The organism is Christiangramia portivictoriae DSM 23547, assembly GCF_000423045.1.
Lineage (GTDB): Bacteria > Bacteroidota > Bacteroidia > Flavobacteriales > Flavobacteriaceae > Christiangramia > Christiangramia portivictoriae.
Window position 1 is genome coordinate 678,861 of the sequence record NZ_KE383971.1, and the last position, 17,308, is coordinate 696,168.

Annotated in this window: 12 protein-coding genes; 8 read left to right on the plus strand and 4 right to left on the minus strand. The window is 39.1% G+C overall.

Annotation, left to right across the window (positions count from 1 at the left end; all coding sequences use genetic code 11):
• Window positions 1–3: 3 nt before the first annotated feature.
• On the minus strand, window positions 4–2,835 hold the full coding sequence (uvrA, locus tag G529_RS0111545) for an excinuclease ABC subunit UvrA (protein ID WP_026915680.1): 2,832 nt from the start codon (window positions 2,833–2,835) through the stop codon (window positions 4–6).
• Between the two features lie 387 nt (window positions 2,836–3,222).
• Between uvrA and G529_RS15790 the strand changes: the two genes are divergently transcribed.
• From G529_RS15790 to G529_RS0111575, 6 genes are all read left to right on the plus strand, one after another.
• Window positions 3,223–4,227, plus strand: a complete 1,005-nt coding sequence (locus G529_RS15790; RefSeq protein WP_051201421.1) for a LuxR C-terminal-related transcriptional regulator — start codon at window positions 3,223–3,225, stop codon at window positions 4,225–4,227.
• Between the two features lie 392 nt (window positions 4,228–4,619).
• The gene (locus G529_RS16210) at window positions 4,620–6,089 is read left to right on the plus strand and encodes a hypothetical protein (protein WP_157514620.1); all 1,470 of its coding nucleotides are present in this window, start codon (window positions 4,620–4,622) and stop codon (window positions 6,087–6,089) included.
• A 62-nt stretch (window positions 6,090–6,151) separates the two neighbouring features.
• Entirely contained in the window at window positions 6,152–7,876 is a 1,725-nt protein-coding gene (locus tag G529_RS0111560) for a hypothetical protein (RefSeq protein ID WP_157514622.1), read from the plus strand.
• Between the two features lie 78 nt (window positions 7,877–7,954).
• Entirely contained in the window at window positions 7,955–9,580 is a 1,626-nt protein-coding gene (locus G529_RS16215; protein WP_157514624.1) for a hypothetical protein, read from the plus strand.
• A gap of 411 nt (window positions 9,581–9,991) precedes the next feature.
• The gene (locus tag G529_RS0111570; protein ID WP_026915684.1) at window positions 9,992–11,047 is read left to right on the plus strand and encodes a M12 family metallopeptidase; all 1,056 of its coding nucleotides are present in this window, start codon (window positions 9,992–9,994) and stop codon (window positions 11,045–11,047) included.
• 143 nt (window positions 11,048–11,190) lie between these two features.
• On the plus strand, window positions 11,191–12,288 hold the full coding sequence (locus tag G529_RS0111575) for a M12 family metallopeptidase (RefSeq protein WP_026915685.1): 1,098 nt from the start codon (window positions 11,191–11,193) through the stop codon (window positions 12,286–12,288).
• A 43-nt stretch (window positions 12,289–12,331) separates the two neighbouring features.
• On the opposite strand, the gene G529_RS0111580 is transcribed toward G529_RS0111575, so the two are convergent.
• Window positions 12,332–12,928, minus strand: coding sequence for an acyl carrier protein phosphodiesterase (locus G529_RS0111580; RefSeq protein ID WP_026915686.1), 597 nt, complete (start codon window positions 12,926–12,928; stop codon window positions 12,332–12,334).
• Between the two features lie 125 nt (window positions 12,929–13,053).
• Between G529_RS0111580 and glmM the strand changes: the two genes are divergently transcribed.
• Complete coding sequence (glmM, locus tag G529_RS0111585; protein WP_026915687.1) at window positions 13,054–14,439, plus strand: phosphoglucosamine mutase; 1,386 nt, start codon at window positions 13,054–13,056, stop codon at window positions 14,437–14,439.
• On the opposite strand, the gene G529_RS0111590 is transcribed toward glmM, so the two are convergent.
• On the minus strand, window positions 14,436–15,341 hold the full coding sequence (locus G529_RS0111590) for a lysophospholipid acyltransferase family protein (protein WP_026915688.1): 906 nt from the start codon (window positions 15,339–15,341) through the stop codon (window positions 14,436–14,438). The genes glmM and G529_RS0111590 overlap by 4 nt on opposite strands.
• Window positions 15,342–15,393: 52 nt before the next feature.
• Between G529_RS0111590 and G529_RS0111595 the strand changes: the two genes are divergently transcribed.
• Window positions 15,394–16,047, plus strand: coding sequence for a rhomboid family intramembrane serine protease (locus G529_RS0111595; RefSeq protein ID WP_026915689.1), 654 nt, complete (start codon window positions 15,394–15,396; stop codon window positions 16,045–16,047).
• A 6-nt stretch (window positions 16,048–16,053) separates the two neighbouring features.
• Here G529_RS0111595 and G529_RS0111600 read toward each other — a convergent pair whose 3' ends face one another.
• Complete coding sequence (locus G529_RS0111600) at window positions 16,054–17,175, minus strand: TlpA disulfide reductase family protein (protein ID WP_026915690.1); 1,122 nt, start codon at window positions 17,173–17,175, stop codon at window positions 16,054–16,056.
• Window positions 17,176–17,308: the final 133 nt, after the last annotated feature.

Sequence of the window (17,308 nt, forward strand, 5' to 3'; positions counted from 1 at the left end):
GGTTTAGCTCATTTCCTTTTTCAGGAAGCGAGCAGTGTAACTTTTAGTGTTTTTAATAATTTCTTCCGGGGTACCGGTGGCAACAACTTCACCACCACCTTTACCGCCTTCGTAACCTATGTCGATAATGTGATCTGCCATTTTGATCACATCCATATTATGTTCAATAATAAGGACCGTATTACCTTTGTTTGTTAGTGAATTCAGGACATCCATGAGTACCCTGATATCTTCAAAATGAAGCCCGGTGGTTGGTTCATCCAGGATATAGAACGTATTTCCGGTATCTCTTTTCGAGAGCTCAGTCGCCAGTTTTATCCTCTGGGCTTCTCCTCCAGAAAGTGTTGTGGATTGCTGTCCTAAACTAATATAACCCAGTCCCACATCCTGGATCGTCTTTAATTTTCTGTAAATCTTCGGAATGTTCTCAAAGAACGGTGTTGCTTCATTGATGGTCATTTCCAGCACATCAGCAATGGACTTTCCTTTGTATCGTATTTCCAAGGTTTCGCGATTGAATCGTTTTCCCTGGCAGGTTTCACATTCTACGTAAACATCTGGCAGGAAGTTCATTTCGATAACCCGTAGTCCGCCGCCTTTACAGGTTTCACATCTTCCGCCTTTCACATTAAAGCTGAATCTTCCTGGTTTATATCCCCGAATAAGAGATTCAGGAGTTTTGGCAAAAAGATTACGCACTTCAGAAAAAACACCGGTATAAGTTGCGGGATTCGAACGCGGGGTTCGCCCAATCGGACTTTGATTGATGTCGATCACTTTGTCTATATGATCCAGCCCCTTGATGGTTTTATAAGGTTTAGGAACCTTTACTCCATTAAAATAATGAGCATTCATGATAGGGTAGAGGGTCTCATTGATCAACGTAGACTTTCCACTTCCAGAGACACCAGTTACGGCAATCATTTTTCCCAACGGAAGTTTTATGCTCACATTTTTTAAGTTATTTCCCGTAGCACCTTTCAATTCGATCGACTTACCGTTTCCTTTTCTTCTTTTCTCCGGAATGGCGATGGCCTTCTTCCCACTTAAATAATCTGCGGTGAGCGTGGAATGATTCATTAGATCTGCCGGTGGACCTTCGCTAATGATCTCGCCACCGTGTTTCCCGGCACGCGGACCAATATCGATCACGTGATCTGCTCTTTCGATCATATCCTTGTCGTGCTCCACCACGATTACCGTATTTCCAATATCTCTTAAAGATTCAAGAGAATTGATCAATTTTTCGTTATCGCGTTGATGCAGCCCGATACTCGGTTCATCAAGAATGTATAATACACCAACCAGTTGAGATCCAATCTGTGTTGCCAGCCGTATACGCTGTGCTTCACCGCCAGAAAGCGACTTGGAACCACGATTCAGGTTGAGGTAGGTAAGACCTACATCTACCAGGAAGGCTATACGGGCACGAATTTCTTTTACGACCTCTTCACCAATCTGTAATTGTTTAGCGGAAAGCTTTTCTTCTATATTGTTGAACCAGTCTGCGAGATCTGAAATATCCAGATTGGCCAGTTCAGCTATGTTTTTATCATGAATTCTGAAGTATAGCGCCTCCTTTTTTAATCGGGAACCTTCACATTCAGGGCATATTACTTTATCCATGTATTCTTTGGCCCATCTGCGCAAAGAAGTGGAATCATTGTTTTTAAAGGTAGTTTCAATAAAGCTGGCGACACCCTCGAAATCGATCTTAAAGTCTCTGGTAATTCCCAGAGCTTTAGATTCCTTGGAGAATTTTTCTTTCCCTCCGTACAGGATCATATCCATTGCTTCCTTCGGAATCTTATTTATGGGGTCGTTCAAGCTGAATTCGAAGCGTTCAGCGATGAGTTCCAGTTGAGAGAATACCCAGTTCTTCTTTTGCGGGCCGTGTGGTTCCAAACCTCCATTTTTGATGGACTTTTTAGGATCCGGGATGATTTTGTCGATGTTCACCTGGTATAAGGTTCCTATCCCATTACAATTAGGGCAGGCTCCTTTTGGCGAATTGAAAGAGAAGCTGTTGGGTTCTGGATTAGGATAGCTAATTCCGGTAGTAGGACACATTAGATTTCTACTGAAGTACCGAATCTCGCCACTTTCCTGGTCCAGGATCATCAAAGTATCCTCCCCGTGATACATGGCTGTTTTAATACTCTCGTCCAGCCGTTTATCGGCCTCCGGCTTTTCTTCAATCTTTAAGCGGTCTACAACAATTTCAATATCATGCGTTTTGTATCGATCTAGCTTCATGCCTTTCTCGATATCAACCACCTTCTCATCTGCCCGTACCTTGATGAATCCCTGCTTGGCAATAGATTCAAATAATTCTCGGTAATGACCTTTTCTACTTCTTATAACTGGTGCAAGAATATTTACTTTTCTACCCTTGAAATCCTGTAATATCAGTTCTTTAATCTGTGAGTCTGTATAACTCACCATTTTTTCTCCTGTCTTATAACTGTACGCATCTCCCGCTCTTGCGAACAGTAATCTCAGGAAATCATAAATTTCAGTAATCGTTCCAACAGTACTTCTGGGGTTTTTACTGGTTGTTTTTTGTTCTATGGCGATCACTGGAGAAAGACCATCAATTTTATCCACATCAGGACGTTCAAGACTTCCCAGAAACTGGCGAGCATATGCAGAAAATGTCTCAATATACCTGCGCTGTCCTTCAGCATAGATGGTATCAAAAGCGAGTGAAGACTTTCCAGATCCAGAAAGTCCTGTTATTACAACAAGCTTTTCTCTGGGAATGGAAACATCTATATTCTTAAGATTGTGAACTCTAGCTCCTAATACCTCAATACTGTCGTCAAATTTCTCCATACATTTTTTCAAGATGGCAAAGTTACTTATTGTAGCGGTATTAAGAAAGCCGAAGACAAAGTACTCTTGTTAAGATAGCTGTAAATTTTTATTGTAGGAACTTATACAGATTACCACTGTTAACGTTTTCAAAAAAACGAGTGGTTTCATGATGATTTTATCGCTAAACTGAGTTAAAGTTATTAAATAATGTTAAAGGATTACTTTGTAAATTACTAGTTGTCAGAGTAATATTACTGTAAAAATTTTATCTCTGGATTTACAGCCACTATATTTGGTTATCCCTAAAAATGTTCCCGATCTGTTCATGATCTATTTGAAGTGTAACTTTTATCCCACTTAGTTACAATTGGAGCTTGTTTATATTTATTTAAAGTTTGAGATAAAATGCAAAAGAAACAATTACTTATTGTAAGTAAGAATGAATTGCTTATCCAGGAACTTGTTCAGGGTTTGAGCACTATGTTTGATGTTTCCATAGAAGGACCTATTCACGTAGCTTATCACAGGGTTCTCAATTTATTACCAGATACGATTGTTTTCGACAAAACTTCCTATCGTAAACCTTCAGATTTTAAGAATCTGAAAAACTTTAAAGCAACCCACTTTCTAAAAAGAGCACATCTTGCAATCTATGGTAGTCCTTTGGAAATCAAGATGATGGCAAAACGATACAAAGATCTTGTAGATGAGTACCATTCTACTGCTACAGGTTTAGAGCAATTGGTTTCTAGAATTGCTCGCACTGCAGAACAACACAAACTTAATTACTGGCATGAATGCTTTATGGGTCTTTTTCACCTGATGAATCAACCCGTGCTGCTTCTGGAGAAAGACCAGATAGTTAATATGAATGATGTCGCAATAAATACATTCAGGACCAGTGGGGAAATGCTGGATATTACAGACATCGTGAGACCGGATGCTAAAAATACAATACGTGAATGTTTACGCAAATTTGCAAAAGGTAAGCATATGCATGCTACAACTGAAACCACTCTCAGGATCACGAGTCAGAAACTTAGGAATGCACGTATCACGCTTTCAAAACTAACTCCGAAAATTCAGGATACCTATATAATGCTGATTGATTTTATGGGTGATGAATATTGTCTTCGAGATAACGTGGGGTCTACTGCTACAGAAGTTGAAAATTCTCTTTCAATGGTTAAATGTATGGAAGAGGAGAATTTCACGAGAAGAGAAAAAGAGATCATTACCCTATTATGTAAAGGCTATAAGACCAAGGAGATTTCAGAAGCACTATTTATAAGCCCTAAAACAATAGAGAAGCACAGATCAAGCATTATAAAAAGAACGAATTCAGATACGATCCTTGAAAGCATTATTTACGCTATCAATCACAACCTGGTAGAAATACCAAAATCTTAAAGCATTGTTAAAGAGTTGTTTTAAGATAAATAATAGGGGATTTCCCCTATAAAAATGAGGAATACAATAACATATATTTACATAGATTTCCAAAAGAGGTTGCCCCCATCTTCACAAAAATCTTTCCTACACTAAGATCGCCCCCGATCCTTACTTAATAAATTGAAAAGAATCATCTCATTTGAGATAACTAATATTATTTATTAACCATTCGAAAATTTATTAACCAAAACTCTGTAATTATGAAGTAGATAGTCACTCCCACCTGGTTCAATCTGAACCGGAAAACTCGTAAGATCAAATCTTAAGAATCTTTATCCACGAACATATATCGTTCCTTGGACCAGACATTTATTAACCATTCTCAAAATTTTAACCAAAACTTTTTAATCATGAAAAAATTTAATTTATACCTCGCTATTTTCTCGATGTGTGCTTTAGTGCTCACCGGATGTAGCAAAGATGAAAACGAAAAAATGAATCCGGGCGAAGATTCAGCTTTTGTTGAGATCACTTTTGGAGCATCACTTGACGAACTCGTAAACCGGGCCGTACAGGTTAATAAGGACCATTTTAATCAGATACCAACCTGTTCAGATGCTACACCTGCTGTAGCAAGAATCGAATTTTCCTATGGAGGGCAGAATTATTCGACAGATGTAGATATTCTGTTTGATGGAACTGCATACTTTACAGATTACTCTGAAGCACTAAAGATCCCAGTAGCAAATAATGGTACGACTACCGTTACTTTAACTGGTTTTATGGTGTATGATGGAGATCCTAATTCAGATGGTGATATCATATGGATCGCGCCTAAATCATCTGAAGAAGGTCAGTTTGATGGTTATGTAGATAATCCTCTACCATTCGATTTTGATGTTCGAGACGGTACGAAACCATACATTGATATTGAAGTTTTGTGTTATGATCGACGTATGGTCAATGAATATGGATATGTATTCTTTGAACTTGAAAATACTGAACTAATCAACTTCTGTATTTTTGGAAACTTCTGTCCTCCATCCGGTAGACACTACCTGGCTTCTTATAGCGTGAATGTATGGACAGTGGATGAAAACGGTAATAATCTTGTAGATCTTTATGATGGAGGTATAGAAAATATGATCGTTGAAGAAGACGGACAGTATTCTGCAGACCCATTATGTATCGTATTACCAGATAGATTAGACGAAACCGATAGATATCGTATTGAAATTAGAATTCAAGATGGTCCTGATTATGACGCTAATGAAGGTGAATTAATTAGAACTGCAATTCTAACTGATCTGGAAATTAGAACATTTTTTGATGGCGATGATAACCTGGAATACTACCACTTCTTTGAAGGTTGTGGAGAGTCTGATGATCCACAAATCTTTGATGATCCTCGTGACGACACCATGGTTTATAAGACTTGTGCTAAAGAATTAAATGATTCTGGTGTTATAGCCTTGGCTTCTGTTGCAAAAACAGGAAATAAATTTGATGTAACCGTACTTGCTACTAATACTACTGCAGGAATGAGTCACCTACAGCACATACATGGATTTGCTCCTGTACAGGGAGTTCAACAGGATGCGACCTGTCCAACTATGGACGCTGCTGGTGCTGATGGTATTCTAACCCTCGCAGAAGGTGAGCCATTCTACGGTCCTGTTCAATTGGGTCTATCTGTTTCTGGAGATCAATATCCTGTCGCAGATGCAAATGGAAATTATATTTACGAAAGAGTTTTCACACTCTCAGCCGACGAAATGGAAAATCTCACATCTCTTGATAAGAACGTGATCGTAATTCATGGTCTTGATGGCAATGCTACTTTACCAGTAGCTTGTGGAGAACTTTCTTTGGTTCAATAATATTGAGGGGGACACTTGAAGTAAGTGTCCCTTTTTTTTAATCAACTTAAAACACAATATAAATGAAACATTTTAAAATTTGCTTGGGATTATTAGCAATGTTAGCGTTGCTGGTGATGTCTTGTAGCCAGGAAGATCAATCTTCCTCTGAAACCGGCACAGATATTCAGTCTGTAGACTTACAATTTGGAGCTTTATTAAATGACCTGGCAAATCGTGCCATGAGCGTGAACAAGGATCATTTTAACCAAATTCCTGATTGTTCAGATGCACTTCCAGCAGTAGCAAGTATTTCCTTCAGCTATGGAGGTAATGATTATGATGTAGATGTAGACATCCTGAATGACGGATCAGATTTTTTTACAGCATATTCAGATGATCTTAAAATACCAGTAGCGAACAACAGCTCTGTAACTGTGACTTTGAATGGTTTTCGTGTTTATGATGGAGATCCCGATGATGATGGTGAGTTAATATGGGTAGCACCCATTGAAGCTACACCCGGACAGTTTGATGGATATGTGGACAATGCGCTTCCTTTTACATTCGAAGTACGAGATGGAACAAAACCCTATATAGATGTTGAAGTTTTATGTTTTGATCGTAGAATGGTCAATGAGTATGGATATCCTTTCTTTGATCTTGTTCCCGGCAAACTTTATCCATTGTGCTTTTTTGCGAATTACTGTACCGAAAGTGGTCGTCATTATGTAGGGAACTATAGTATAGATCTATATTACGATAATGGAGACGAACGTATCAGGCTTTATTCTACCTCTCAAACTCCAACAACAGGAGAAAATAATGGTCAATATTTCGCAGATCCACTTTGTTTAGTAGTACCAGAATCTCCCTTTGAAGATGCAACAAGAGACTACCTGTTCTATACCGTTACTCCATTAGATTGGACTGGATCATATGGTGATATAGATAATACACCGATGGCAGAAGTAGGACTGGACTGGAACGATGTTGATGCATTATTGAGTGCCGATGGCGAATCTGTAGATTACATACACCTCTTAATTGGATGTGAGCCACCAATAGGGGATTGTCCTGGTGTACCTACTGAAGGGGATATGGATGGTGATTGTGTGCCAGATGTTGATGATGAATGTCCAGAAGTTCCAGGTACCGTTGAAAATTTTGGTTGTCCAGATGATGAATGTCCTGGTGAAGACCTGGATAACGATGGATTGTTCGGTGAGTGTGATCAATGTCCCGATGAAGCTGGAACAGCTGATAATTTCGGTTGTCCAGTAGATGATTGTACTACAGATACAGATAATGATGGGGTAGTAGATTGTGAAGATGCATGTCCAGATACACAGGGTTCTGCAGATAACGATGGCTGTCCGGAAGATGATGGAGGTGATACCTGTGAAACAGCGTTTATGTTTGGAGATACTCAAATTAATGAGATTTCAAATGGCAACCGTTGGGGATGGGCTGAAAACTTTGATACCACGATTGATGGCAACAGTAAAACATTCAATTTCTGGGCCGGAGCTGGTCAAAATGATACTAGCAAAGGAGAACTTGTAGGTACTGTGACGATTACTGTTGATGGAGACGAGGTTAATTTTGATATAGATCTTGAATCTGGAGTTAGCCTGGATGATCTTCACGTTTACTTAAGCGAGGATAACCCTGGAAATATCGCTAAAAGTCCAGGTCAGTATAACCGAAATGACGAAGTAAGTACAGGCGTTCTAGATTTCACTTTAGATCGTAGCAGCAGCGATTCCAGTTTTTGGATAATTGTTCACGGAGTAGCTTGCTATTAATTGGAAATAAATCCATCCTGGAATTTGCATAGACTTCAGGATGGGATTTTTCAGAAATAATAATAACTAAAAATAGACATGATGAAGTTTATAAATAAATATATAGCATTAATAGCCCTAGGCGCTATGATGTTTACATCCTGTAGTAAGGATGAAAGTTCTGAGGTAGTAGACGACGCAGAACTTCAGGCAGTAGAAATTACTTTTGGAGCTTCTCTTAATGATCTGGTAAATCGTGCGGCTCAAAGTCTTAGCAAAGATCATTTTAATACGATTCCTGATTGTTCTGAAGCTGCACCTGCGGTTGCTAGAATAGAATACAGTTATGGTGGGTCCAGTTACCAAACCGATGTAGCGATATTAAATGATGGCGATGATTATTTTACCGATTATTCCGAAGATCTTAAAATTTTGGTCCCTAATAATGGACAGGTTACTATAAGCCTGGATGGTTTTATGGTCTACGACGGCGATCCGGATACTACTGGAAACTTGATTTGGGTGGCCCCGAAGGAATCTGATGGATCATTTGATGGGTATGTGGATCAAGCACTGCCATTTGACTTTACAGTAGAAGATGGTACTAAACCATACATAGAAGTAGAAGTTCTATGTTTTGATAGAAGAATGGTAAACGAATATGGATATGTATTTTTTGATATTCTTCCTGAAGTTATCTATCCTCTATGCCTGTTTGTAAACTACTGTGATGAAGATGGAAGACATTATGTAGCAGATTATAGTATTGATCTTTATTTCGGAGAGGATGCGTCTGGTATTCAACTTTATGATCATAACGAAAGTTCAGCAATGGCTACTACCGGAGATTATGGATCTGGACAGTATTATGCAGATCCACTATGTCTTGTAGTATCAGGTCCACCTGCCAATCTTGGTGACAACGAACCATACTTGTATATGGTATTGTACCCGCAGGATTGGGATGGAACAGGCGATATTGATAACTCACCAATCCAGGGAATCACATTATCGTGGAACATGGTTAAGTCCCTTCTGAATGGTGATGGAACGACCAACGAATACTATCACCTGCTTATTGGTGAATGTGAAGGTGCCTTGACCGGAGATGGTTCTGATGGAGGAGATACCGGAAATAACGACCTTGATGGAGATGGTGTTACTAATGATATAGACCAGTGTGCTAATACACCAGCCGGAGCAGTAGTAAATGCAGTTGGATGTCCAGATTCAGACGGAGATGAAGTTTTTGACAACAAAGATTTGTGTCCTGGAACTCCAACGGGAACTACAGTAGATGAAGACGGTTGTCCTGTAGATATAGGAGGACCTGATTGTGGAACTGCAACCTGGGGACGCGAAGATCTAATCGAAGGTTTTGGTCTTGTACTACCTGCTGACTTTACTTTACCTATAAGGATCTTTGCTGAAGCATCCACTTTAGATGATTTAAATGAAGATTTGGAAATCGGTTCAATTCAGTTAAGTCCTGTAGAGGGGGGTGTAGCAGTTGCAATCAATTTGGAGCAGGGCTCTCCATACGAGGTTAATAGCTTTACTATTTCAGCAAGTATAAACGCAGACGGAAGTAATCCCGTAGTCATTTCGGGAACAGAACTCAATCCTGGTGAAACTGTAAATGAGAATTTAATTTTGACTGGTTATACTGGAACTAATCTTTACCTGAAAGTTGAATTCGATATATGTGAAGTTTCTGTGAATTAATTCTTTAAAAAATCCGCATGATTAATTAACCGGGGGGTGACTAATTTGCGGGTTTTTTACCCACTCCTGTGGAGTGTGTGTAAGGCTGTCTGGAGCAATCCAGACAGTTTTTTTTGTTTTATAAGAAAAAATGTTTTTATGTTACTACTTGATTATCAATATCATGGATGACAGAAAACACTTACTTGGTTTCTGAAAACCATTAGTTTTATTGGGCTTTAAGTAGATTAATGTTCTGATTTTTAGGTCAACTAGCTTCCTGAAAAGAACAATAGCCATAGAGCTTAGAGCACAGACTGTAAGAATAATATTGTTAAAAAATTAACTAAAATATACGTTAATTTTTATGGAACAGGAATTGCTAAACCCAGAGTGTATTATTAACTATAAATTTTAAAAAAAGACCTACTTATGACAAAATTAAAGAGTGTCTTCCTACTATCAGCTTTTGCGATGTTTAGCTGTAGTGAGGATCCTGCTTCAGAAATTGTAACTGCTGAAAATGAAACCCAAATCACTTCAACAGAACCTAAGGATGACATTACCGAGATCGCATTCCCAGATTCTAAAGGGACTGCTACAGACGTTTATTACACTGGTATTAAAATGGCTGTAGAAAATGTGAATGGTAATTATATTTTCGAAGGTGATATTATTATTCCTAAAGAAAAGACGTCCAAAAGTCCTGTAAATTTAGTTTTAGAGAAAGGTGATGAGGTATCTCAAACAAAAAGCGTTGGAAGAACTAAAGCTTACTGGGAAGATAATACTGTTTACTACGAAATAGATTCAAGGTTATCCAATCAGGATCGCGTTTTCGATGCGATTAGCCATTGGGAAGCAAACACCAATCTGGAATTTGTGAAAAGATCTGGACAATCAGATTACATTTATTTCACTCCGGGCTCTGGATGTTCTTCTTATGTTGGAAAAGTTGGAGGAAAGCAGAATATTACTTTGGCAGATGCTTGTTCTACCGGTAATACTATCCATGAAATTGGTCACGCAATTGGACTATGGCACGAACAAAGCCGTGTGGATAGAGACAGCCATATAACTATCAACTTTGAGAATATTCAGACTGGAAGGGAATATAATTTTCAGACTTACCAGGAAAATAACTTTGATGGAGAGGAGTTTACTACCAATCTCGACTTTGGCTCCATCATGATGTATAGCCCCTACGCATTTTCCAAAAACGGTCAGCCAACGATTACAAGGAAAGATGGCAGTATTTATAATGTTCAAAGATCGCAATTATCAAATGGGGACGTAACAGGAATTAACGCAATGTACCCTTCATCTAATGGTGGCGAGGAGAATCCAAACCCGACTTATATCAATGGAGAGTATTACACAATTGCCGGACTTACCGTCCTGAGATATTATGATCAATGGTACTATAATATGGGCTGGTACGGTTGGAAACGAGTTGAGCTTATAGATGGGGTATGGTACTTCGCTTAATTTGTACTACTTCTAAAAATTAACTTGAATCATCGAAAGTTCAACAATTTGAACTTTCGATGATTTTCTATGAAATAACTTTTCAGATTTCTGAATGAAACCAAATCGAATTCAGACTCATACACTTACTAATAATCCTACTTATGAAAAACCTTAAATTTATTTTAGCTGTTCCGTTATTGGCTCTAACAAGTTGTAGCGAAGAGAACTTTGATGATTCTAAAACTTTGCCAAGCGAAGCGGGTTCTTTCCTGAATGATGAATTTACAGAAATCGCATTCCCTAGCGAATCTGGAAATGTTTCCGATATTTATTTTGCTGGCAGAAAACTTCCAGTAGAGGAATTAAATGGAAAGTATGTATACCAGGGAGATATTTTTCTTTCAGAAGAGAATATTTCTAAAATACCGCTAGACCTGGTTTTAGATGCTGATGAAGATGTACTTATCACTGATAAAAGTGTTGGCCGTACAAAATTCTTCTGGCCTGAGAATGTAGTATATTACAGTATAGATCCTGCATTGCCTAACCAGCAGAGAGTTGTAGATGCAATCGCGCATTGGGAAAGCAACACTGCTGTGCAATTCGTTCAACGATCTTCAGAATCCAACTACGTATATTTCACTCCAGGAGGAGGGTGTTCTTCTTACGTGGGTATGGTAGGCGGTAGACAACCCATTACTCTTGCTGATGGCTGTTCAACTGGAAATACGATACATGAGATTGGTCATGCCGTTGGATTATGGCATGAACAGAGCAGAGCAGATAGAGATCAAACTATTACAGTAAATTTTAATAATATCCTTTCAGGTAGAGAGCATAACTTTTACACGTATATAGAATCCGGTTATGATGGTGCAGATTATACTGCCGGACTGGATCTTGGATCAATTATGATGTATAGTCCGTACTCATTTTCTGCCAATGGACAGCCTACAATCACCAGAAAAGATGGCTCTCTTTATAATGTCCAGCGCTCTGCTCTTTCTAACGGAGATATCGAAGGAATCGCGGTCATGTATCCTGGCGGAAACGAACCTGAACCAACCGAACCAGAACCTACAGAGCCAGAACCTACAGAGCCGGAACCAACGAATCCTGAGCCGGAGTATATCAATGGCGAGTGGTATGTTATCGAAGGTGTGATGGTACTTCGACAAGACAATAAATGGTATGTTGAAAAAGGTAAAAATTTGAGGGAAGTGGAACTTGTAAACGGTCGATGGAGATTTGTTAAGTAAGTAGAAAACAGCTAAAAAAAAGGCCCGATATCGTTCGGGTCTTTTATTTTTCAGTAATAATCTGCTCCAATTTCTGTTCTGCAAAACGCTGTACGTCTTCAAAGAATTGACGGAATTCATGTTCGAATTCGCTATAATGCAACTTCAAATCCTCTGTAGCCCGATCCATTCCTGACTTGAGTTTGGTTCTTCTATTCATGCCATTCAGCACGCTCTGTATTCCATCTGTAGAAGCGTAACTCAAAAGCCAGTTTTGTTCGATCATATACGGTAGAAAGTTCTTAACATTTGAAGGGAGAACCTCATAGTTCAGCTTCAGCAACTCATAAAACCGGATGGTGTATTCTTCCAGGGGTTGATCGCAATAGTCTGTCCAGTTAGATGCTAAGAAGTGATCGTAAAAGATGTCTACTATAATGCCGCTGTAATGCCGGTATCTATCAGATAATCGATGGCTACTTTCCTTAAATATCGGGTGGGTATCTGTATAAAAGTCGATCGCCCGATGGAGGATAATGCCAGTTTGAATCCGGTTTTCATACTTGCGATATTTCTTACCCTTAATGGAATCTGCCATGAAGTTCCCAATTTTAACCAGATCATCATTACCAGAAAGATATATATGCGCAAGAAAGTTCATGCGGAAATATACGAATTAAACAGGGCCAGGGTTAATATTTGTTAAGTTTTGGAAAGTACCGGCTCACACAATTATATTTGTTAAAATTTCTTACAGGTCATCTATCGACCTATAAATAACTAATAATGACTTTAATAAAATCAATTTCAGGGATTAGAGGAACCATTGGGGGAAACACCGGTGATAACCTAACTCCTTTAGATACTGTAAAATTTGCCGCAGCATACGGCACATGGTTAAAAAATAACTCTACCAGTAAAGAGCTGAAAGTGGCAGTAGGAAGAGATGCGAGAATTAGTGGGAAGATGATACAGGAACTCACGATGAATACCCTAACCGGATTGGGGATCAATGTGATCGACCTGGGACTGTCTACCACTCCAACGGTAGAAGTCGCCGTGCCTCTGGAAAAAGCTGATGGTGGAATCATTCTTACCGCAAGTCATAATCCAAAGCAATGGAATGCTTTAAAATTATTAAACAGCAGGGGCGAATTTCTTGATGGTGAAGCAGGAGCCGTGATTCTTGAAATAGCAGAACAGGAAAATTTTGATTTTGCCGAAGTAGACGACCTCGGTACCATCACAGTGATCGATGATTATATCGAAAGGCATATTGAAGAAGTTCTAAAACTGAAACTGGTAGATGCCGATAAAGTCTCCGCTGCAAAATTTAAAGTTGCTGTAGATGCTGTAAATTCTACTGGCGGGATTGCCATACCTGCTCTTTTAAAAAAGATGGGAGTGGAGGTAATCGAATTATACTGCGAGCCAAACGGACATTTCCCACACAACCCAGAACCTTTAAAAGAGCACTTAACCGACATCTGTGACTTGATGAAAAAAGAGAAGGCAGATCTTGGAATCGTGGTAGATCCCGATGTAGATCGTCTTGCGTTTATAGATGAGAACGGGGAAATGTTTGGGGAAGAGTATACATTGGTAGCTTGTGCAGATTATGTTTTGTCTAAAACTGCCGGGAACACTGTAAGTAATCTGAGTTCCTCCAGAGCTTTAAGAGATATTACAGAAAAGCATGGTGGTCAATACAATGCCAGTGCCGTAGGTGAAGTGAATGTAGTTCAGCTAATGAAAGATAAAAACGCGATCATAGGTGGTGAAGGTAATGGCGGTATCATCTATCCTGAAGCTCATTATGGCAGAGATAGTCTGGTGGGAACAGCGTTATTCCTTACGTATCTTGCAGAGAAGAAGATGTCTGTGTCTTCGATCAGAGATAGCTATCCATCATATTATATGAGTAAAAATAAAATTCAATTAACTCCAGATCTGGATGTGGACGGAGTGTTGAAAGCAGTTGAAAAGAGACATTCTTCAGAAGAAATATCAACTGTGGACGGAGTTAAGATCGATTTTCCGGAGAATTGGGTTCACTTGAGAAAATCTAATACAGAGCCGATCATCAGGATCTATACGGAAGCAAAATCTCAACAGGAAGCAGATGAGCTGGCGCAAAAGATGATTTCTGAAATTGAACAGATCATAGCTTAACTGACTCTGGTAGCTCCTTCTGGGACAGGTTCATTTTTATGTTTCCAGCGCTTATGCGTCCATAGATAGTACTCTGGTTTCTCACGAATTTGCTTTTCAAGAAGTTCAAAAAACTTTTGAGTAATAAAATGCTCCGGTTCTTCCGGGGCATTTTCAGTAATGGGAACCAGAGTAGCTTCATAAAACCCTCTACCAGTCTTTTCCACATGCAGGTAGATCACATTTAAATCCAGGCCACGCGCGAGCTTTTCAGAGCCTTCAAAGACGGGGACAGATATTCCCATGAATTTCATCCATAAGTTTGACCGCTGTAGTCTGGGAGATTGGTCGGCGATCATGGCGTAATTACCGCGTAATCCTTCCCGCTCATTCTGAATAATTCTCTTCGTCGCTTTGTGCGTATCCACCAGTTCACCGTCGAACTTGCTACGAATATTTCGAACCATATCATCAAAATACCTGTTTCGTATCTTCTTGTAGATTCCGAAGGACTTATATTTGAGTCCGTAGAGCTGCAAGGCGATAATCCATTCATAACTGGCATAATGTGCACACATCAGAACAATGCTTTTGTTTCTGCTCTCAATATTTCTCAAAACTTCAAGATTAGTAAATTTGAAGCGTTTTTGAAGTTCCTCATTACTAATGGAGATGCTTTTAATCATTTCCAGGAACATGTCACACATATGGCAGTAAAAAGCCTTTTCGATATGTTTTAATTCTTCGGAAGTTTTCTTAGGAAATACCAGTTTTAAATTTTTTTGAACTGTTTTCCGGCGATATCCAATAACTCTGAAGACCAGGAAATAAATAAGATCCGAGAATTTGTAGAAAACAGGAAACGGAAGAATGGAAATAAGCCAGAGAAGAGGATAAACAAGCCAGAAAACTAATCCTTGCATAAAAAAACTTTCCGCAAATATATGGTATATTTGAAATTAAACTTCAGTAAAAATGGGAGAATTGAGCCTGGTGACCCTGGTGATCATAGCGGCAAATGCATTGATTTCTTTTAAGGGTTTTAGCGATGAAAGCTTTTTTAACAAATACAAATTCAGTACTTCCGATATTAAAAAGGGTTCAATATTTCAAATATTGACATCGGGTTTTCTTCATGTAGATACCAGCCATCTTTTTGTAAATATGCTAACACTGTACTTCTTTGCCAACGTAGTGATCTGGCAGCTGGGATCTGCCGCTTTCCTAATTATTTACCTTGGTAGTTTATTATTGGGAAATCTCCTGTCTTACTATTTTCATAAAGATGACCCATATTTTACTGCGGTAGGGGCAAGCGGTGCGGTCATGGGCATCCTTTATTCTGCGATATTGCTTCAGCCAGATATGACGCTCGGCCTGTTCTTTATCATTCCCGTTCCTGCTTATATCTTCGGAATTGGATATTTATTGTACACGATCTATGGAATGAAGCGCAGAACAGATAATATTGGTCATGATGCACACTTTGGAGGAGCAACAGGGGGATATATTTTAACGATGATCCTGGCCCCTTGGGTACTGCAAAGTCATTTGCTAATGGTTATTTTACTTGCAGTTCCAATCGTGATTTTATTTTTTCTTCAAAGAACCGGTTATCTATCCAGGTAGGAGAAGTTAGTTAAGTAATTCACCAATCTTCTCAGCCAAAGCATCCCCACGAAGATTTTTCGCGACAATGACCCCGTCTTTATCGAGAATAAAGGTTGCGGGAATCGCTGAAATCCCATACAATCTTGCAACGGGATCCTGCCAGAACTGAAGATTGGAAACGTGATCCCATTGTTCCAGGTTGTCATCTTTAATAGCCTGTATCCATCGATCTTTCTGGCCCGGGCGGTCAAGACTTACGCTAATGATATTTAAACCTTTGTCTTTGTATTTATTATAGGTATTCACCAAATTCGGATTTTCTACCCTACACGGCTTGCACCAGGCGGCCCAGAAATCCACTACAGTCACCTTACCCATATTGTCTGAAAGTGCCAGCATATCACCATCTGGTGTAGGAGCTTCAAAATCTGGCGCTCTGGAACCTGTTTCAGCATTTTTCATTTTATCCAGCTCTTTCTTCAGGTCCTTCGCCATATCTGTTTGTTTGATACGATCTGAAACCTGGCCAAACATATCGCGAACTTCTTTCGAGCTATGACTTTTAGAGCTTAGCATATCGGCAAGTAATGTAACCGCTAGAAACGTATCTGTGTTTCTACTGAAGATCTCTTTCTTAACATTACGATCGTTGTCTTTGAGTTCTGTTTCGGTTGCCTGCAGACTTTTGAGCTTTGCCGTGTCTTTTTGAATCATGGCTGTCCTAGCTTCCTTCTGCATCTTCCCGATCTTCCGGTTCATCTCCTTCATATGATCAAGGTATTCGTATAGCGCTTCGTTTTCCTGTCCACCACTCACGCGTGAACTACGAATACTGTCTTTATTGATATTGAATTTTAATTTCTCATTTTCAGCAATAAAAACCAGATTACCATTAACACCATCTACGCGCAGGAAACTTAGTGCAGGAAGATCGATCTCTTCCATGTCCAGTTCAAACTTTTCGTCCTGAACAATTGCTGTGTCTTTTGGCTTTGGAGAACGCGTTTTTCCATCCAGTTCAGATATATAGATTTTAGTGCCATTTTCTACTCCCTTTACCTCACCGCTTAAAAAGTAACCTTTGTCTTCATTACATCCAGTAAACAGTAATAGTACAGCGCTGAATAAGAATAAGAATTTCTTCATTTTTTATATCTATTTCTGCAAAAATAATGAACTCACGTATCATTTATATGACGTTCTAATAAATAAATGTTAATTTCAGGTTGTTGCTCTTTCTAGGCTACATTTACATTTAATTTTACCTTAAATTATCAGG